This is a genomic window from Pseudomonas sp. GQ91, assembly GCF_059758795.1.
In genome coordinates, this window is the sequence record NZ_JCAXED010000008.1 from 16,886 (window position 1) to 35,195 (window position 18,310).

An 18,310-nucleotide genomic window follows, 5' to 3' on the forward strand; every position below is an offset into this window, starting at 1 on the left:
CAAACCTTTGATTTTGCTTGTGGTCTGTTGCATTGTGCGCCCGGCACCACGGGTATAAACTTTGCAAACTTTTCACAGAGGCCACTAACGGTTCGATTCGAACTGTTCAGTCAGCATGAAACCGATTCAGTTGCCCCTAGGTGTGCGTCTGCGTGACGACGCTACCTTTATCAACTATTACCCAGGCGCCAATGCCGCTGCACTCGGCTATGTCGAGCGGCTTTGCGAAGCCGACGCCGGCTGGACCGAAAGCCTGATTTACCTCTGGGGCAAGGACGGCGTGGGGCGTACTCACTTGTTGCAGGCTGCTTGCCTTCGCTTTGAGCAGTTGGGGGAGTCGGCGGTATACCTGCCGCTGGCAGAGTTGCTGGATCGCGGCATCGAAATCCTCGATCACCTTGAACAATACGAACTGGTTTGCCTGGATGACCTGCAAGCGGTCGCAGGGCGCGCGGATTGGGAAGAAGCGCTGTTCCACCTGTTCAATCGTCTGCGCGACAGCGGTCGACGGTTGTTGATTGCCGCTTCCACCTCGCCTCGCGAGTTGCCGGTCAAACTGGCGGATCTCAAGTCGCGGCTGACCCTGGCGCTGATTTTCCAGATGCGACCATTGTCCGATGAAGACAAGCTGCGCGCCTTGCAATTGCGTGCCTCGCGCCGCGGTCTGCACCTCACCGATGAAGTCGGTCACTTCATCCTCACCCGCGGAACCCGCAGCATGAGTGCTTTGTTCGATTTGCTCGAACAGCTCGATCAAGCCTCGTTGCAAGCCCAGCGCAAGCTGACGATTCCCTTTCTCAAGGAAACCCTGGGTTGGTGATGGCCCTTTGAAATCAAGGCTTTCCGCGAATGACTGGCGCCAATAATCCTGCGCTGGACCGGACCGGCCACGCAAAGGCGTCTAAATGGGGCTCAAGGGCTTAGATGTCAGGCGGCAAACAAGAAGTCACATTGTTCACGATTGAATTTGCAAATCGATGTGATAGAAGGCATAGTCTCGTCTTCTTTACATACCAGCCACGGTCGTGCCCATGCTAAAGCGCTTCGCACCCCTCGTGCCTCTCGCACTCGTCAGCCTGTTGTTCGGTTGCGCCACCCACCCTCTACAAGTGGCTGAGCAGCAAAAACCGCAACAACAGCATCAGGCAAAGTTCGTCGCAGCGCAGTCTTCTACTGTTTATGAAGAAGAACTGGCAACCGAGAAAGAACTCGCCGAATTCTCCGACAGCAAGCCTTATCAGCTTCCGCTCCTGGCGGATAGCATTCTTGAGCGCGGCATGTCCCTGATCGGAACCCGTTACCGTTTCGGCGGTAGCACTGAAGCTGGTTTTGATTGCAGCGGCTTCATTGGTTACCTGTTTCGTGAAGAGGCCGGCATGAACCTGCCGCGCTCCACGCGTGAAATGATCAACCTGGATGCGCCGTTGGTCGCGCGAAACAACCTCAAGCCGGGTGATCTGCTTTTCTTCAGTACCAATGGTCGTGGTCGTGTCAGCCATGCGGGTATCTACTTGGGCGATGATCAGTTCATCCACTCCAGCAGCCGCCGCAGCGGTGGTGTGCGGGTCGATAAACTGGGCTCCAGCTACTGGAGCAAGACCTTCATCGAGGCCAAGCGCGCCCTGGCGATGGCCCCTGCTACCGTTACCGCCCGCAAGTAAAGTTAAAGTGATACTTGAAGTTTGACGTGTAAGCGCTAGAATCCTGAGATATTGTTGCGAACCAACCCGCGCGAGCTTGCTTGCGCGGCCTGGTTTCAGCCTTCGGCAGCGAAAGCCGCATCCAGATCAGGATTGTTCAGCCCATGTCGAACTCGGCCCGCCTAATTCTTCTCGTTTGCGCCGCGTTGCTCAGCGCCTGCGCAAGTCGCCCGCAACCCGCGCCTGTGACTGTCAAGCCCAAGCCGGTGTTCAACTACTCCACCCAGAATTTCTCGCCAGTTGCCGAGGACGTGCTGTTTCGCGCCTTGGGTTTGGTGGGAACGCCTTATCGCTGGGGCGGTAATACTCCCGACTCGGGTTTTGATTGCAGTGGCCTGATTGGGTTTGTCTACCGCGACGCCGCTGGCATTTCCCTGCCGCGCACCACCCGCGAACTGATCGTGATGCGTGCCAAAAACGTGAGTGAAGAGGCCCTGCAAACCGGCGACTTGCTGTTCTTCGCTACCAGCGGGGGATCGCAGGTCAGCCACGCGGGGATCTATGTCGGCGAAGGTCGTTTTGTCCACGCCCCGCAAACGGGGGGCACGGTCAAACTCGACACGCTGTCCAAGGCGTATTGGCAGAAAGCATACTTGGGTGCCAAGCGCGTCCTGCCGGCCGAGCACCTGGCGAGGAATCCTTGAGGGTAGCGGCAAGTTTCAAGCTATAAGCTACAAGAGGTCTCATCGCCCCGCTTGCAGCTTGCAGCTTGCAGCTTGCAGCTTGCCGCTGCCTCTCTCCTACTGCGTAGCTGAAATCCGCCACACCTTATTTCCCACGTCGTCTGCTACCAGCAAGGCCCCTTGCCGATCGATCACAACGCCTACCGGCCGCCCCATGGCTTTCTCGTCGCTATTGAGGAAGCCGGTCAACACATCCACCGGTTGGCCTTTCGGCATGCCCCCTTCAAACGGTACGAAAATCACCTTATAGCCACTGTGGGGCTTGCGGTTCCATGAACCGTGCTGGCCGATAAACGCGCCGTTGCTGAACTGCGCCGGCAGCGTCGTGCCTTCGGCGAAGGTCAGGCCCAGCGAGGCCGTATGCGGCCCGACGGCATAATCCGGCACGATGGCTTTGGCCACCAGATTCAGATCCTGCGGTTTCACGCGCACATCCACGTGCTGGCCGTAGTAGCTGAACGGCCAGCCATAAAAGCCGCCATCCTTGACTGACGTGATGTAGTCCGGCACGAGGTCGCTGCCGATTTCGTCGCGCTCGTTGACCGCGGTCCACAGCTTGCCGCTTTGGGGTTCCCAGGCCATGCCGTTGGGGTTACGCAGGCCGGATGCGAAAATCCGCTGCTTGCCGCTGGCTCGATCCACTTCCCAAATCGCCGCACGTCCCTGTTCGGCGTCCATGCCGTTTTCCCCGACGTTGCTGTTGGAGCCGACGCTGACGTACAGCTTGCTGCCGTCCTTGCTGGCGATCACGTTTTTGGTCCAGTGATGATTCAGAGGGCCGCCCGGCAGATCGATGACTTTGGTTTCCGGCGCGGTGATCGAGGTTTCGCCGGTCTGGTAGGGGAATCGCAGCAGCTTGTCCGAATCGGCGACATACAGATCGTTACCCACCAGGGTCATGCCGAACGGGGAGTTGAGGTTTTCCAGGAACACCGTACGGGTTTCCGCCACGCCGTCATGATCGGCATCACGCAGCAAGGTGATGCGGTTCGGGCTGGGTACACCGGCACCGGCACGACCCATGACTTTTTCCATGACCCAGCCGCGAATGCCTTGGGCATCATCCGGCTTGGGTGGTGCGTTGGTTTCCGCTACGAGCACGTCGCCATTGGGCAGCACGTATAGCCAGCGCGGGTGATCCAGGCCTTCGGCAAACGCCGCCACCTGGGTGCCGGGCGCGGCTGTCGGCTTGACGCCGTCGGGCCAGCCCACGGCCGGGGCGATGTTCACGGTCGGGATCAGCGTCTTGTTCGGCTCCGGCAGTTTGGGCGAAGGCCCGGTGCCATCGGACACTTGCAGGGTCGAACTTTCACCGCACGCGGCAAGGGCGCCTGCGGCCATGACCAGTAGGGCGAGTCGAGTCTTATGCATGTTTTTCTCCTCAGTACTTGTAGTCATAGAGGCGCGGGCCGGCGAGATGGTTCAAGTGCATGGCCGGCTTTAATTGACGCTCCACCCCCAACCCACTAACCTTCGCCGCTTGTTTCAGGTGCTCTGTGACGATCAAGTCGACAGAGTGAAACAGGGAAGCCGGTGAGTGAGCGCACTTGTACACAGTGCAGCCACAATCCCGGCGCTGCCCCCGCAACGGTAAATGAGTCAAGACGCTGCTTTTGCCACTGTATCGCTTCGATATGGGAAGGCGCACTGTCGGTCTGTTCTCCCCAGGGAGCGCGCCACTCATGAGTCCGGAGACCGGCCTGATCCATCCAACAGCATCACGGTGGGCGATGCTTGGCTTTACCTGTGTCTTTTCCTGCCTGCCGTTTTTGTCCAGCCCCAACGGAGAGCTGCCATGTCTGAATCCCCTGAGCGTGACGAACGCCATCTGGCGCGCATGCTGCGCAAAAAAGCGCTTATCGACGAGCGTATCGCCAATTCGCCAAATGAATGCGGGTTGCTGCTGGTGCTGACCGGCAATGGCAAAGGCAAGAGCAGTTCGGCCTTCGGCATGCTGGCTCGAGCCATGGGCCACGGCATGCAGTGCGGTGTGGTGCAGTTCATCAAGGGGCGCAACAGCACCGGTGAAGAATTGTTCTTCCGCCGCTTCCCCGAGCAAGTGCGTTTCCATGTGATGGGCGAGGGCTTTACCTGGGAAACCCAGGATCGCCAGCGTGATATCGCCGCCGCCGAAGCGGCCTGGCAGGTCTCGCGGGAAATGTTGCAGGATCCCGGCATTGGCCTGGTGGTCCTGGATGAGCTGAATATTGCCCTCAAGCACGGCTATCTCGATCTGGATCAGGTCCTCAGTGACCTGCAAGCCCGTCCGCCGATGCAGCATGTGCTGGTCACCGGGCGTGGTGCCAAGCCGGAGCTGATTGAAATGGCCGACACCGTGACTGAAATGGGCATGCTCAAACATGCGTTCCAGGCCGGGATCAAGGCACAGAAGGGCATCGAACTTTGAATCAGCCGCGACATTGCCCGGCCGTCCTGATCGCCGCGCCGGCATCCGGCCAGGGCAAGACCACCGTCACTGCCGCTCTGGCCCGTTTGCACCGCAATCTGGGGCGCAACGTACGGGTGTTCAAATGCGGTCCGGACTTTCTCGACCCGATGATTCATGAGCGCGCCAGTGGCGCGCCGGTCTATCAATTGGACATGTGGATGGTGGGCGAGCAGGAAAGTCGACGTTTGCTGTGGGAAGCGGCGGCTGAGGCTGACTTGATCCTGATTGAGGGTGTCATGGGCCTGTTTGACGGTACGCCGTCCAGCGCCGACCTCGCGCGGCATTTTGGCGTGCCGGTGCTGGCAGTCATCGATGGCACCGCCATGGCGCAAACTTTTGGCGCCCTGGCGTTGGGGCTCGCGCGTTATCAGCCGGACCTGCCGTTTGCCGGTGTGCTGGCCAATCGCGTGGGCACCTTGCGCCATGCGCAACTGCTGGAAGGCAGCCTGACAGAAGGCTTGCGCTGGTACGGCGCGTTGTCCCGCGAGACGGGCATCGAACTGCCCAGTCGCCATCTGGGCCTGGTGCAAGCCAGCGAATTGAATGACTTGGACCTGCGCCTGGATGCGGCCGCCGCCGCCTTGGGCAGCAGTTGCGAGGTGGCGCTGCCGCCACCGGTGAGGTTCGACGCGCCCGCAGTGATCACGGTCGAGCCGTTGCTGGCCGGGGTGCGGATTGGCGTGGCGCGTGACGAGGCGTTTGCCTTTACCTACGGCGCGAATCTCGATTTGCTGCGCGCCATGGGTGCCGAGCTGTGTTTCTTCTCGCCCCTCCATGACCATGACCTGCCTGAAGCCGACAGCCTTTACCTGCCCGGTGGCTATCCGGAATTGCATCACCAGGCGCTGGCGGAAAACACCTCGATGCTCGCGGCCATCCGCGCCCATCACGCCGCTGGCAAACCGCTGCTGGCCGAGTGTGGCGGCATGCTCTATTTGCTCTATTCGCTTACCGATGTCGACGGCCTGCGCGCTGAACTGCTGGGCCTGCTGCCGGGCGACGCGGTGATGCAAAAGCGTCTGGCTGCGCTGGCCCTGCAAACGGTCGAGTTGCCGGAAGGCGTGCTGCGCGGTCACACCTATCATCACTCACTGACCAGCACTGAATGGCAGCCGATCGCACGAGGCTTGAGCCCCAATGGCGGGCGCGGCGCCGAGGCGGTGTATCGCGATGGGCGAATGACGGCCTCGTACGTGCACTTTTATTTCCCGTCTAACCCGCAGGCGGTTGCGGCGCTGTTCGCGCCTGCGCGTGGGGTTATCTGAGACCATGACCGACAATGCCTTCCCCCCGGCCGATCGCGAAGCTGTCTATCGCGCCATCGCCGAGCGCCGCGACATGCGCCACTTCAGCGGTGGCAGCGTGGCGCCTGAACTGTTGCAGCGTCTCCTGCAGGCGGCCCATCAGGCCCCCAGTGTCGGGCTGATGCAGCCCTGGCGCTTTATCCGTATCAGCGACCGCACTCTGCGAGGCCGGATCCAGCAACTGGTGGAAGAAGAGCGGGTCCGCACGGCTGAGGCCCTTGGCGAGCGTTCCGCGCAGTTCATGAAGCTCAAGGTCGAGGGCATCAACGATTGCGCCGAGGTGCTCGTGGCCGCGTTGATGGATGATCGCGAACGACATATTTTCGGGCGCCGCACCCTGCCGGAAATGGACATGGCCTCGCTGTCCTGCGCGATCCAGAATCTGTGGCTGGCGTCTCGCGCCGAAGGACTGGGCATGGGTTGGGTGTCGCTGTTCGAACCCCAGGCCCTGGCCGACCTGCTGGGCTTACCGTCCGGTGCCAAGCCGCTGGCGGTGTTGTGCCTGGGCCCGGTGACGGGGTTTTACCCGGCACCAATGTTGCAACTTGAAGGTTGGACCGAGCCACGTCCGTTGAGTGACATGCTGTATGAGAATTATTGGGGAGTGAGTCAATGAGTGTGGCCTTGCTGAGTGTCGCTGCAGTGGCGCTGGATGCGCTGCTGGGCGAACCCAGGCGCTGGCATCCGCTGGTGGCGTTCGGCAATTTTGCCGGACGTGTCGAGCAGCGTTTCAACTCCGCGGGGCGTGGCTGGCGCAGTCATGGCGTCACCGCCTGGTTTATCACGGTGGTGCCGCTGACCGTGCTGGCCACGGCCTTGTCCTGGGCGCCTGTGGTGGGCTGGATCATCGAGATTCTCGCGCTCTACTGCGCCTTGGGCATGCGCAGCCTGGGTGAACACGTTACGCCAGTGGCCCAGGCGCTGCGCAGTGATGACCTGGAGCAAGCGCGCAAACACGTCAGTTATCTGGTCAGTCGCGAAACCGGCGAACTGGACAGCACCGAAGTCGCTCGCGCGGCCACTGAGTCAGTCTTGGAAAACGGCAGCGATGCAGTGTTTGCCGCGTTGTTCTGGTTTGCCATCGCCGGTGTCCCGGGCGTGGTGCTCTACCGCTTGAGCAATACGCTGGATGCGATGTGGGGCTACCGCAATGAGCGCTTTGAGCGCTTTGGCTGGGCCGCGGCAAAAATCGACGACGTGCTCAACTATATTCCTGCTCGGCTTGTGGCGCTGACCTACGCGCTACTGGGCAAAACCCGCCTGGCGCTCAAGTGCTGGCGCACGCAAGGCTCCGCCTGGGACAGCCCCAACGCCGGCCCGGTGATGGCCGCTGGTGCCGGGGCCCTGGGCGTCGAGTTGGGCGGGGCGGCGACGTATCATGGCCAATTGCACCAACGACCAACCTTGGGCGAAGGACCACCGGCCGATGCGGATTCCATCGACCGAGGCTGGCAACTGGTGCAGCGCGGCGTATGGCTGTGGTTACTGGTTCTGTGTGCAGGGGCGCAATTTTATGCTTGAACACGGTGGTCGGCTGCGCAAGGCCGCGATGCAGTACGGGATCGCACAGCAAGACTGGCTGGACCTGTCCAGCGGCCTGGCGCCCTGGCCGTGGCCGATCCCGCCGATAGCGCAGCGGGCATGGGCGCGTCTGCCGGAGTCCGATGACGGCTTGGAGCAGGCCGCCTGCGATTATTACGGGGTCACCCAGGTGCTGCCGGTCGCGGGGTCCCAGGCGGCGATCCAGTTGTTGCCGCGCCTGCGTCGTGCGGGCAAGGTCGGCGTCTTGTCGCCGTGCTATGCGGAGCATGCCGAAGCCTGGCGCCGCGCTGGATATATCGTGCGGGAAGTACTGGAACAGGAAGTGGACTTTTTCCTCGACAGCCTCGACGTACTGGTGGTGGTCAATCCGAACAACCCTACAGGCCTCAGCCTTGCCCCCCAGCGTCTGCTGGACTGGCACGCGCGACTGGCTCAGCGCGGTGGCTGGCTGGTGGTGGATGAAGCGTTCATGGATAACACGCCGGCGTTGAGCGTGGCGAACCAGGCTAATCAGGTCGGCTTGATTGTGCTGCGCTCGTTCGGCAAGTTTTTCGGGTTGGCTGGGGTTCGCCTGGGGTTTGTGCTGGCGGAACGCAAGTTGCTCAAGTTGCTCGCCGAACAGGTCGGGCCTTGGGCGGTCAGCGGGCCGACGCGGGAAGTGGGCCAGGTCTGCCTGAAAGATACGGCCGGCCATGCACGCCAGCGCCGGCGCTGCGAGGAGGCGAGCCAGCGGTTGTCGGTATTGCTGGAAAAGTACGCACTGCGGCCGCAAGGCGGCTGCGCGCTGTTTCAGTGGCTGATCACCCATCGCGCCGAACAATTGCATGAGTTCATGGCCCAGCGCGGCATTCTGCTGCGCCTGTTTGTCCACGACAGTAGCCTGCGCTTCGGCTTGCCGGGGACCGATGCCGATTGGCTACGCCTGGAACAGGCCCTCGACGCCTGGCAGGACGCCTCATGAGCACCCTGATGGTGCAAGGCACCACTTCCGATGCGGGCAAAAGCACCCTGGTCACCGCGTTGTGCCGTTGGCTGGTGCGCCAGGGCGTGCCGGTGGTGCCATTCAAGCCGCAGAACATGGCGCTCAACAGTGCCGTGACGGCTGAAGGCGGCGAGATCGGCCGGGCCCAGGCGGTCCAGGCCCAGGCTGCCAGGCTGGCGCCGCATACCGATATGAATCCGGTGCTGCTCAAGCCCAACAGCGACACCGGCTCCCAGGTCATCATCCATGGGCGAGCGGTCACCAGCATGAACGCGGTGGCGTACCACGACTACAAATCCATCGCGATGCAGGCGGTGCTGGCCTCGCACGCACGGTTGAGCGCGGCCTATCCGGTGGTGATGGTGGAAGGTGCGGGCTCGCCCGCCGAGATCAACCTGCGGGCCAACGATATTGCCAACATGGGTTTCGCCGAGGCGGTGGATTGTCCGGTGCTGCTGATTGCCGATATCAATCGCGGTGGGGTCTTCGCGCACCTGGTGGGCACCCTGGAATTGCTGTCGCCGTCGGAACAGGCGCGGGTCAAGGGGTTCATCATCAACCGCTTTCGTGGCGATATTGCGCTGTTGCAGCCGGGCCTCGACTGGCTGCAGGCGCGCACCGGCAAGCCGGTGGTGGGCGTGTTGCCGTATGTGATGGACCTGCACCTGGAGGCCGAAGACGGCATTGACCAGCGCCAGATCGATAAGGCTGCGCAAGCGCTCAAGGTAGTGGTGCCGGTGCTCCCGAGAATCAGTAATCACACCGACTTCGATCCGTTGCGCCTGCATCCTCAGGTGGATTTACAGTTCGTCAGGCCCGGACAAGCCATTCCTGCAGCGGACCTGATAATCCTGCCCGGCTCCAAAAGTGTGCGCAGCGACCTGGCGTATCTGCGTGCCAATGGCTGGGAGCGTGCGATTGCCCGGCATCTGCGCTACGGCGGCAAAGTGCTGGGGATTTGTGGCGGATTGCAGATGCTCGGTGAGCAAGTGCATGACCCGCTGGGTCTGGAAGGCCCGGCAGGCAGCAGTGCCGGGCTCGGCCTGCTGGCGTTCGAGACCACCCTGGAAGAAGAGAAGCAATTGCGCAATGTACAGGGCCGGCTGATGCTCGAGAACGCCCCGGTCAGCGGCTATGAAATTCACGCGGGTGTATCCCGTGGCAGCGCCCTGCAACAGCCGGCGGTGCAACTGGACGACGGTCGCCGTGACGGCGCTTGCAGTGACGATGGGCAAATCCTTGGCACTTATCTACATGGCCTGTTCGAGACGCCCGCGGCCTGCAGCGCGTTGTTGCGCTGGGCGGGATTGCAGGAGGTGCGGGACGTGGATTATCACGGTCTGCGTGAGCGGGATATCGAGCGCCTGGCGGACCTGGTGGAACAGCATCTGGATACCGGACTGCTGCGCCACCTGTGTGGAATCTGAGGCCGTGAACCAGGTCATTTTGAGGGTTTAACCATGTTGCAACTGATCCTCGGCGGCGCCCGCTCCGGCAAAAGTCGCCTGGCCGAAAAGCTTGCCAGCGACAGCGCTTTTCCGGTCACCTATATCGCCACCAGCCAGGCGCTGGACGGCGAGATGCACCAGCGAGTGGCCCAGCACCAGGCGCGTCGCCCCGCCGAGTGGGGGCTGATCGAAGAGCCGGTCGAGCTGGCCCGCGTGCTGCGGGAAAACGCCGCTGCCGAGCGCTGCCTGCTCGTGGACTGCCTGACGCTGTGGCTCACCAACCTGCTGCTGCTCGACGACCCGCGGCGTCTGGCCCTGGAGCGCGAGCAATTGTTGGACAGCCTGGATTGTCTGCCGGGTGAAATCATTTTTGTCAGCAACGAGACGGGCCTGGGGGTCGTGCCGTTGGGCGAATTGACTCGCCGCTATGTCGATGAGGCCGGTTGGTTGCATCAAGCTTTGGCCGAGCGTTGTCAGCGTGTGGTGCTGACGGTCGCCGGCTTGCCCCTGACTTTGAAAGGTACCGCGTTATGACGCAACTCTGGTGGCTCGAACCCTGTAAGACGATTGACGTTCAAGCTCAGGAACACGCGCTGGCCCGCCAGCAACAATTGACCAAGCCCGCCGGCTCCCTCGGGCAACTGGAAGCGTTGGCGGTGCGACTGGCGGGATTGCAAGGGCGGGAAAAGCCTTGCGTCGATCACGTGTGGGTTGCGGTTTTCGCCGGCGACCATGGCGTGGTGGCGGAAGGGGTTTCGGCGTATCCCCAGGAAGTCACCGGGCAAATGCTGCATAACTTCGTCACGGGGGGCGCGGCGATCAGTGTGTTGGCGCGTCAGTTGGGCGCGCAACTGGAGGTGGTGGACCTCGGCACGGTGACACCCTCATTGAACCTGCCGGGTGTGCGTCACCTGAATATCGCCGCCGGCACGGCCAATTTCGTCCAGGGCCCGGCGATGAACCCGGTCCAGGGCCGCCTGGCCCTGGAAGCAGGCCGCGACAGTGTGCGTCGCGCGCTTGAAGCGGGCGCGCAGTTGTTTATCGGCGGCGAGATGGGCATCGGCAATACCACGGCAGCGAGTGCGCTGGCCTGCGCATTGCTGGAGTGTCCGGTGAGCGATCTGACCGGACCGGGGACGGGCCTGAATGCCCAAGGCGTCAGCCATAAAGTCGCGGTGATCGAGCGGGCATTGGCGCTGCATGCGCCGCAACGCGGGGATGTGTTGCAAACGTTGTTCAACCTGGGCGGCCTTGAAATCGCGGCGTTGGTCGGGGCTTATCTGGCCTGCGCCCAGGAAGGCGTTGTGGTGCTGGTCGACGGGTTTATCTGCAGTGTGGCGGCGCTCGTGGCGACACGTCTGAACCCGTCTTGCCGCGAATGGCTGCTGTTTGGCCACCGTGGCGCCGAACCCGGCCATCATCACGTGCTGCAAGGCCTCAAGGCCGAACCGTTGCTGGCGCTGGGCCTGCGTCTGGGCGAGGGCAGTGGTGCGGCGCTGGCGGTGCCGTTGTTGCGCCTGGCCTGCGCGCTGCACGGGAATATGGCGACGTTCGCTGAAGCCGCCGTGGCGGACCGTCCGGCATGACGTTGCAGCTGGATCTGCTGCGCCATGGTGAAACCGAACTGGGTGGCGGTTTGCGTGGCAGTCTGGACGACGCCCTGACCCCAAAGGGCTGGGAACAGATGCGCAGTGCAGTCCACGCGCGAGGTCCATGGGATCGACTGATCAGCTCGCCGCTGCAGCGTTGCGCGCGGTTTGCCGATGAGCTGGGGGCGCGCCTGAACCTGCCGGTGAGCCTCGAAAAGTCATTGCAGGAACTGCATTTTGGTGCCTGGGAAGGGCAGAGCGCGGCAAAGCTGATGGAAACCGATGCCGCGGCATTGGGGTTGTTCTGGGCCGATCCCTACAGCTTTACGCCGCCTGATGGCGAGCCTGTCGAGGCGTTCTCCCAACGCGTAAATGCGGCGGTCTTGCGGTTGCACCAACTGTATGCGGGCCAACGCCTGTTAGTGATCAGTCACGGTGGCGTGATGCGCCTGTTGTTGGCGCAGGCGCGTGGTTTGCCCCGAGAGCAGTTGTTGAATGTCGAAGTCGGTCATGCAGGCCTGTTCAGCCTGCGGGTCGCCGCCGATGGCACCTTGAGCGAGATGACCTGAGCATGCTGCCATTCTGGATTGCCTTGCAGTTTCTCAGCAGTCTGCCGATTCGTTTGCCGGGCATGCCGCAGCCCCGTGAACTGGGACGTTCACTGCTGTTTTATCCGCTGGTGGGACTGCTGTTCGGGTTACTGTTATGGGCTCTGAACAGCGCGTTGATGGGCACGCCGCTTCTGCTCCATGCGGCCTTGGTGCTGACGGCGTGGGTATTGCTCAGTGGCGGCCTGCATTTGGATGGTTTGGCCGACAGCGCTGACGCCTGGCTCGGAGGTTTTGGCGACCGTGAGCGTACCCTGACGATTATGAAAGACCCGCGCAGCGGCCCGATTGCGGTGGTGACGCTGGGGCTGGTGTTGCTGCTCAAGTTCACCGCGCTGGTGGCCTTGATCGAGCAACACAATGGCACCGCGCTGATCCTCGCGCCGCTGATTGGTCGCAGTTCGTTGCTGGCATTGTTTCTGACCACCCGTTACGTACGTGTCGGTGGCCTGGGTCAGGCGCTGGCGGAGCATCTGCCACGCGTGGTCGGCCAGCAAGTGCTGATCCTCAGTGGTCTGGCGTGTGTGTTGATCGGCGGCTTCAACGGTGGCATCGCGGTGTTGCTGGCGGCTCTGTGTTTTGTCGGTCTGCGCCAATTGATGGTCAATCGGCTGGGCGGAACGACTGGCGATACCGCTGGGGCACTGCTTGAGTTGCTGGAAGTAGCGGTATTGATTGGCCTGGCCCTGTAACCGTTTCTTGCATTTTGCTTATCGCGGGTATATACACGCACTATGCTTGCCTCCCACTGCTTGTGTACCAACCTGCGTCGCGCTGCCCGTGGCGTCAGCAGGCATTATGACGGCGCCCTCGATGGCTTCGGGATCAACGTCGCCCAGTATTCTTTGCTGTGTAACTTGCAGCGCCTCGATCAACCCAGCATTTCGAGCCTGGCGGAGGCCATGGGCCTGGATCGCAGCACCCTGGGACGTAATCTTCGGGTGCTGGAGGGCGAAGGCTTGGTGCGATTGGTCGAAGGTGATGATCTGCGTAATCGCCTGGTGTTGCTGACTGACGCGGGCAAGGAGCGGCTGGCAGCGGCGCTGCCGGCCTGGGAAGCGGCGCAGCAGAAGCTGATCGATAAACTGGGTGTGGAAAAGCGCGAAACCCTGTTGGCCTTGCTGGACGAGCTCGCTTAAAAGCGAGAGTGTTCGACTATAAGCGGGTATATACCCGCAAGCGGAGAATAAAAATGACCTCGATGTGGCGTACCAGCGGTTGGATTCTTGTCGGCAGTGCGCTGATCCTGGCCCTTTCCCTTGGCGTGCGGCATGGTTTCGGCCTGTTTCTGTCACCCATGAGCACCGAGTTCGGTTGGGGGCGTGAAACGTTTGCCTTTGCTATCGCCCTGCAAAACCTGATTTGGGGCCTGGCCCAGCCGTTTACCGGCGCGCTGGCCGACCGTTTCGGCGCGGCCCGGACGGTGATGGTCGGCGGCGTGCTGTATGCCTTGGGCCTGGTGTGCATGGGGCTCTCCGATTCGGCCATGAGCCTGTCACTGAGCGCCGGTTTGTTGATCGGCATTGGTTTGTCGGGTACTTCGTTTTCGGTGATTCTCGGTGTCGTGGGGCGTGCCGTGGCGCCGGAAAAACGCAGTATGGCCATGGGCATCGCCAGTGCCGCCGGGTCTTTTGGTCAGTTCGCCATGTTGCCAGGCACGCTGGGCCTGATTGGCTGGCTTGGCTGGTCCGCCGCGTTACTGGTGCTGGGCCTGCTGGTGGCGTTGATCGTACCGTTGGTGACGCTGATCAAGGATCGCCCGCTGCCGGTGCTGGCCGGCCAGCAGACGCTGCTCGAAGCCCTGCGGGAGGCCTGTTCCCACTCGGGTTTCTGGTTGCTGGCCTTCGGTTTCTTCGTCTGCGGTTTTCAGGTGGTATTTATCGGTGTGCACCTGCCGGCGTACCTGGTGGATCAGCATTTGCCGGCGACCGTCGGTACCACCGTGCTGGCGTTGATCGGCCTGTTCAATATCTTCGGCACCTACACCGCCGGTTGGCTCGGTGGGCGGATGTCCAAACCTCGCTTGCTCACCGCGTTGTACCTGTTGCGGGCAGTGGTGATCGTGTTGTTTCTCTGGGCGCCGGTGACGCAGATGAGCGCGTATCTGTTCGGCATGGCCATGGGCTTTTTATGGTTGTCGACGGTGCCTCTGACCAACGGCACGGTCGCGACTTTATTCGGTGTGAGAAACCTCTCGATGTTGGGAGGGATTGTGTTCCTGTTCCATCAAGTGGGCTCGTTCCTCGGTGGTTGGTTGGGTGGCGTGGTCTATGATCGAACAGGCAACTACGATTTGATCTGGCAGGTAGCGGTTGTCTTGAGCGTGCTCGCGGCAGCGCTCAACTGGCCCGTGCGTGAGCGGCCGGTGGCGAGGTTGCAGGCACAAATGGAGGCAGTATGAATTGCGCGGGATACTGGTTGGGTGGGGCAGGGCTGGCAGCGTTGTTGCTGATTGCCTGGTGGGGTTGGCAGCGCAGCGGCCTGGCGTTGATGCAATTGGGGATGTCGATCTGTTAAGTTCTTCTGAAGCTCTTCGAGGACAACCGACATGCTCACGCGCTGGTTTGCAGTACCTGCCCTGATGATGGCGTTTGGCGGAGTTGCCCTGGGCGCCGATTGCCCAGCGTTGCTGGAAGGCCAATTGCCAAAATTGCGCGCCAAGGAATCCATCGACCTGTGCCAGCGTTTCGCCGGCAAGCCGCTGGTGATCGTCAACACCGCCAGCTTCTGCGGGTTCGCTCCGCAGTTCAAAGGGTTGGAGGCGTTGTACCAGCGCTACAAAGGCGCTGGGCTGGAGGTGATTGGCGTGCCGTCCGACGACTTCAAACAGGAAGCCAAGACTGGGGAGGAGACCGCCAAGGTCTGCTACGTCAATTACGGCGTGACCTTCACCATGACCGAGCCACAGAAGGTCAGAGGGAAAGAGGCGGTGCATCTGTTCCAGGTCCTGGCGCAGCAGAGCAGCGCGCCGAAGTGGAACTTCTACAAATATGTGGTGGATCGCCAGGGCAAGGTGATAGCCAACTTTTCCAGCCTGACCAAGCCGGATGATCCGGACCTGATCAAGGCCGTGGAACAGGCGCTGGCTTCCAAGCCCTGATCGTCAGCCATTAAAAAGCCCCGCCTCCCATGCAGGAGAGCGGGGCTTTTTTGTACAGGTAAATTAGAACTTGTACGTCACGCCCAGGCCGAAACCGTTGGCGCTGTTTTTGTACTTGGCGCTGTAGCCCTGGCCCAGTGCGTTGGTATGAGCCACCTTGACGGGTTCCTCTTTGAGGTAAGAGTACGCCAGGTCGACAGTCATGTTCGGCATGACGTCGTAGCCCAGGCCCAGACTGAAGATCGTGCGGTCACCCGTAGGGATGCGTGGCGAACGATCAGTGTTGTTGGTGGGCGACTGGTCGAAGGTCAGGCCGGTACGCAGCACCACTTGCTTGGTGATGCGGTACGAAGTACCCAGGGCATAAGCCCAGGTGTCATGCCAGTTCTGCTCTTCCTTGATGCTGCCGACGATGCCAGGTGCGAGAACGCCACCAGCCGTCGTGACGCCTTCGTTGTTGACGGTGATGTCTTTCAAGCGACTCCAGCGCGTCCAGGTCGCGCCGGCGTAGACCTTCCAGGCGTCATTCATGTCTTGGGTCACCGAGAGGTCCCAGGACTCAGGCGTATCCACGTTCAACGAAGCATCATAACGTCCGTTGGCGAGCAAGGAAGGCGGAACCCCGGCACCTGGCGTGACTTCAGTGTGGCCTTTGAGCTTGTACTTCACTTTCGAGTGATAGGTCAGGCCCACGCGGGTGGTGTCGGTGGCTTGTACCAGGATACCGGCGTTGAAGCCCAGCGCCGTGTCGTCACCCTTGACCTTGATCCTGTTATCGCCGGTACCCGGGATCAGTGCGCCGAGCGAGGGTTCCGACTCCAGGGTCCCGGCGATACGGTTGATGGTTGGACCAAAGCCGATGGAAACCCGGTCATTGAACGCATAGCTGACCGTCGGCTGGAAGCTGATGACCTGCACTTCACTCTTGCTGCCGAATGCACGGCCCTGGAAGTTGCTTTCGTAGTCCGTGATCAAGCCGAACGGTGCGTATACACCGAAACCGACAGCCCATTGATCATTGAGCTTATTGGTGTAGAAGCCGAAAGGAACGGCAGTGAAGGGCACCATGTCACCTTTATTGGTGCCGCTGGCGTTGCCTCTTGCATCCTTTATATCGGTCGATGCGTCAATGACTGCAAAACCGCCGGTGATTTGCTGGCCTTCAAGGCGAGCCATGCCGGCAGGGTTGCCATAAACAGTGCTGGCGTTTTCGGCAGAGGAAGAGCGCCCGGCAAAACCAGTCCCCATCCCGGCAACGTCTTGCTCGTTGAGGGCAAAACCACTCGCGAACAGTTGGGAAGATGCCATGGCAACGGCGAGGCTAAGCGTGGACTTGAGCATTACTTTTTTCATTATTAGAACTCCAAGGTGATCACCGCAGCGGAAAGTAACAATAAAATTAAATTAGCGCTATAGGCTGTAATGTAGGAGATAGAGCGGTTTTGTAGGACAATCAGACCAGATTTGCCGATTTTTGACGAATCTTGCAAATTGCCCGGTCAGCAAGCGACCTGATTCAGGGGGGAAACACACGAATGCCAGGCTTGAGTGAAATCCCGCAGGCGTCCTTGAGGGTGAAATATTTCTTTCCAGATACGGGCCATGCCCAGTAAATCGTCAGGTCGTGGCAATTCGGCGCGTTGTTGTTCCACCAATAGCCAGGCGATAGCGGTGGAGTAACGCAAGTTGACGGTCAGTTCGAGTTGAGGGCCGCTGAAAAACGCATGTTGGCTGGCAAGGCCACGTACCAGGCTGGCGCGTTCAGGGTCGAGGGCCAGGTAGTCGTCCCACAAGGCGCGGTGGCGAAGTTCGGTGATGCGATACAGCCCATGGCCGCGACGGTCATGCAGCGCCGACCCCAACTCCGACTGGCTGGCCGCAATGCCCAGCAACAGGAATTCAGCAGTCTGGCTGTGGCGCCCCAGGTAAACCAGGGTGGGGCGGATCACATAGCGGCACAATTCGCTGGCAGCGATACCCATAAGGCCCTCGAAGCGTTGAAGTAGGCGACGAGACCTGAGAAGTAGGGGGCTTGGCAGCGGTGGATCGGATCTCAGGCCCGTCGGAAGCGGAAGCATCCGCTTGAGTTGAAGTGTAGTGTCAGATTCATGATGTAAAGGACTGTTTTTAAAATATTTTCATCCTGGGGTTATAAGCGTTATATCTGTTTGGCCTTAGAAAAGTTGCCCACATGCCGTATGACAGGCAATAAAAAACCCTGCTTTTGGGGCAGGGTTTCGGGGTTTCAGCCGGGGTAAACGATCAGGCGACAAGGGCCTGGCGGGTACGCTCGATCACGGCCTGCAGCGGTTCTGCGCTGGAGTATTGATCGGGGTACAGGCGTTCGCTGTGACGAGCGATGCCGTGTTCGTTAACCAGGGTGAAGCTGAAGCAGCCTTTGCGAGCGGCCATGATCAGGCAGTTCATTGGGGCAAAAGCGTTGGTTAGGGTGCGAATGGCATCCTGTGTGTGGATTTGAGTGGACATATTATTGGTGTTCCTACAAATGACACGGATAAGAACCGTGCAACGTTAAAACGTTCCAGTGACGCTGATCACCATTGATCAAGCGAAGAACCCGACTGGAACAAAGCAGCCAGTTTGAAGCGCTGATTAAGTTTGGCGCGCTTGGGCTGGCAGGTAGGTACTTAGGAGGGCAGGCAACACAACAAGGGCAAAGGTTCTGGGCCCGGGGTGAAGATCCTGATCAATTTGCAGGTTGGTTCGGTCAGCGTATTGAGACTTCGCGACACCCTTTGCATCATTCAAAGGCAGTGTCGTCGCAAGTGATACCTGGAAACCATCGAGGTGGTCGATCCCATCGATATGGACAGAACTTCTCTTTAGGGAAGCTACGTCGCGGGGATTTGTTCGACCAGAATTGACTTTCAGCTTGGTACTAACG

The 18,310-nt window shown here is 60.8% G+C and carries 20 protein-coding genes and 1 riboswitch; of the genes, 16 read left to right on the forward strand and 4 right to left on the reverse strand.

Features of this window, described 5'->3' with window-relative positions:
- The first annotated feature begins 115 nt into the window (after positions 1-115).
- From hda to AC6CIA_RS13430, 3 genes are all read left to right on the forward strand, one after another.
- Positions 116-820 (forward strand): DnaA regulatory inactivator Hda, encoded by a 705-nt coding sequence (gene hda, locus AC6CIA_RS13420; RefSeq protein WP_084379406.1) that lies wholly within the window; start codon positions 116-118, stop codon positions 818-820.
- A gap of 211 nt (positions 821-1,031) precedes the next feature.
- Positions 1,032-1,661, forward strand: coding sequence for a C40 family peptidase (locus AC6CIA_RS13425; protein ID WP_498312647.1), 630 nt, complete (start codon positions 1,032-1,034; stop codon positions 1,659-1,661).
- A gap of 143 nt (positions 1,662-1,804) precedes the next feature.
- The gene (locus AC6CIA_RS13430) at positions 1,805-2,344 is read left to right on the forward strand and encodes a C40 family peptidase (protein WP_498312649.1); all 540 of its coding nucleotides are present in this window, start codon (positions 1,805-1,807) and stop codon (positions 2,342-2,344) included.
- Positions 2,345-2,440: 96 nt separating this feature from the next.
- Here AC6CIA_RS13430 and AC6CIA_RS13435 read toward each other — a convergent pair whose 3' ends face one another.
- A complete protein-coding gene (locus AC6CIA_RS13435; protein WP_498312651.1) occupies positions 2,441-3,754 on the reverse strand; it encodes a PQQ-dependent sugar dehydrogenase in 1,314 nt (437 codons plus the stop codon).
- Between the two features lie 99 nt (positions 3,755-3,853).
- Positions 3,854-4,101, forward strand: a riboswitch (cobalamin riboswitch).
- A 77-nt stretch (positions 4,102-4,178) separates the two neighbouring features.
- Here AC6CIA_RS13435 and cobO point away from each other — a divergent pair.
- From cobO to AC6CIA_RS13500, 13 genes are all read left to right on the forward strand, one after another.
- On the forward strand, positions 4,179-4,790 hold the full coding sequence (gene cobO, locus AC6CIA_RS13440; RefSeq protein ID WP_498312653.1) for a cob(I)yrinic acid a,c-diamide adenosyltransferase: 612 nt from the start codon (positions 4,179-4,181) through the stop codon (positions 4,788-4,790).
- Positions 4,787-6,097: a cobyrinic acid a,c-diamide synthase CobB gene (locus AC6CIA_RS13445; RefSeq protein ID WP_498312655.1), complete on the forward strand. Its 1,311-nt coding sequence runs from the start codon at positions 4,787-4,789 to the stop codon at positions 6,095-6,097. Before cobO ends, AC6CIA_RS13445 begins: the two co-directional genes overlap by 4 nt.
- 4 nt (positions 6,098-6,101) lie before the next feature.
- Positions 6,102-6,752, forward strand: a complete 651-nt coding sequence (gene bluB, locus AC6CIA_RS13450) for a 5,6-dimethylbenzimidazole synthase (protein WP_498312657.1) — start codon at positions 6,102-6,104, stop codon at positions 6,750-6,752.
- Positions 6,749-7,657, forward strand: a complete 909-nt coding sequence (cbiB, locus tag AC6CIA_RS13455; RefSeq protein WP_498312659.1) for an adenosylcobinamide-phosphate synthase CbiB — start codon at positions 6,749-6,751, stop codon at positions 7,655-7,657. Before bluB ends, cbiB begins: the two co-directional genes overlap by 4 nt.
- Positions 7,650-8,639, forward strand: a complete 990-nt coding sequence (gene cobD / locus AC6CIA_RS13460; protein ID WP_498312968.1) for a threonine-phosphate decarboxylase CobD — start codon at positions 7,650-7,652, stop codon at positions 8,637-8,639. The genes cbiB and cobD overlap by 8 nt, the downstream gene beginning before the upstream one ends.
- Complete coding sequence (locus AC6CIA_RS13465) at positions 8,636-10,087, forward strand: cobyric acid synthase (RefSeq protein WP_498312661.1); 1,452 nt, start codon at positions 8,636-8,638, stop codon at positions 10,085-10,087. Before cobD ends, AC6CIA_RS13465 begins: the two co-directional genes overlap by 4 nt.
- Positions 10,088-10,120: 33 nt before the next feature.
- Complete coding sequence (gene cobU, locus AC6CIA_RS13470) at positions 10,121-10,642, forward strand: bifunctional adenosylcobinamide kinase/adenosylcobinamide-phosphate guanylyltransferase (RefSeq protein WP_498312663.1); 522 nt, start codon at positions 10,121-10,123, stop codon at positions 10,640-10,642.
- Complete coding sequence (cobT, locus tag AC6CIA_RS13475) at positions 10,639-11,694, forward strand: nicotinate-nucleotide--dimethylbenzimidazole phosphoribosyltransferase (RefSeq protein ID WP_498312665.1); 1,056 nt, start codon at positions 10,639-10,641, stop codon at positions 11,692-11,694. Before cobU ends, cobT begins: the two co-directional genes overlap by 4 nt.
- Positions 11,691-12,266, forward strand: a complete 576-nt coding sequence (cobC, locus tag AC6CIA_RS13480) for an alpha-ribazole phosphatase family protein (protein WP_498312667.1) — start codon at positions 11,691-11,693, stop codon at positions 12,264-12,266. The genes cobT and cobC overlap by 4 nt, the downstream gene beginning before the upstream one ends.
- A gap of 2 nt (positions 12,267-12,268) precedes the next feature.
- Positions 12,269-12,997, forward strand: a complete 729-nt coding sequence (locus AC6CIA_RS13485) for an adenosylcobinamide-GDP ribazoletransferase (protein ID WP_498312669.1) — start codon at positions 12,269-12,271, stop codon at positions 12,995-12,997.
- 42 nt (positions 12,998-13,039) lie between these two features.
- Positions 13,040-13,444: a MarR family winged helix-turn-helix transcriptional regulator gene (locus tag AC6CIA_RS13490; RefSeq protein ID WP_339528629.1), complete on the forward strand. Its 405-nt coding sequence runs from the start codon at positions 13,040-13,042 to the stop codon at positions 13,442-13,444.
- Between the two features lie 62 nt (positions 13,445-13,506).
- Positions 13,507-14,706, forward strand: coding sequence for an MFS transporter (locus AC6CIA_RS13495; RefSeq protein WP_498312970.1), 1,200 nt, complete (start codon positions 13,507-13,509; stop codon positions 14,704-14,706).
- Positions 14,707-14,853: 147 nt separating this feature from the next.
- On the forward strand, positions 14,854-15,405 hold the full coding sequence (locus AC6CIA_RS13500; protein WP_498312671.1) for a glutathione peroxidase: 552 nt from the start codon (positions 14,854-14,856) through the stop codon (positions 15,403-15,405).
- Positions 15,406-15,468: 63 nt separating this feature from the next.
- Here AC6CIA_RS13500 and AC6CIA_RS13505 read toward each other — a convergent pair whose 3' ends face one another.
- From AC6CIA_RS13505 to AC6CIA_RS13515, 3 genes are all read right to left on the reverse strand, one after another.
- Positions 15,469-16,758 carry an OmpP1/FadL family transporter gene (locus tag AC6CIA_RS13505; protein WP_339528631.1) on the reverse strand — a complete coding sequence of 430 codons (1,290 nt, stop codon included), beginning with the start codon at positions 16,756-16,758 and terminating at the stop codon, positions 15,469-15,471.
- 146 nt (positions 16,759-16,904) lie between these two features.
- A complete protein-coding gene (locus tag AC6CIA_RS13510) occupies positions 16,905-17,387 on the reverse strand; it encodes a hypothetical protein (RefSeq protein ID WP_498312673.1) in 483 nt (160 codons plus the stop codon).
- 280 nt (positions 17,388-17,667) lie between these two features.
- Positions 17,668-17,892: a hypothetical protein gene (locus tag AC6CIA_RS13515; RefSeq protein WP_007898912.1), complete on the reverse strand. Its 225-nt coding sequence runs from the start codon at positions 17,890-17,892 to the stop codon at positions 17,668-17,670.
- Between the last annotated feature and the right edge of the window lie 418 nt (positions 17,893-18,310).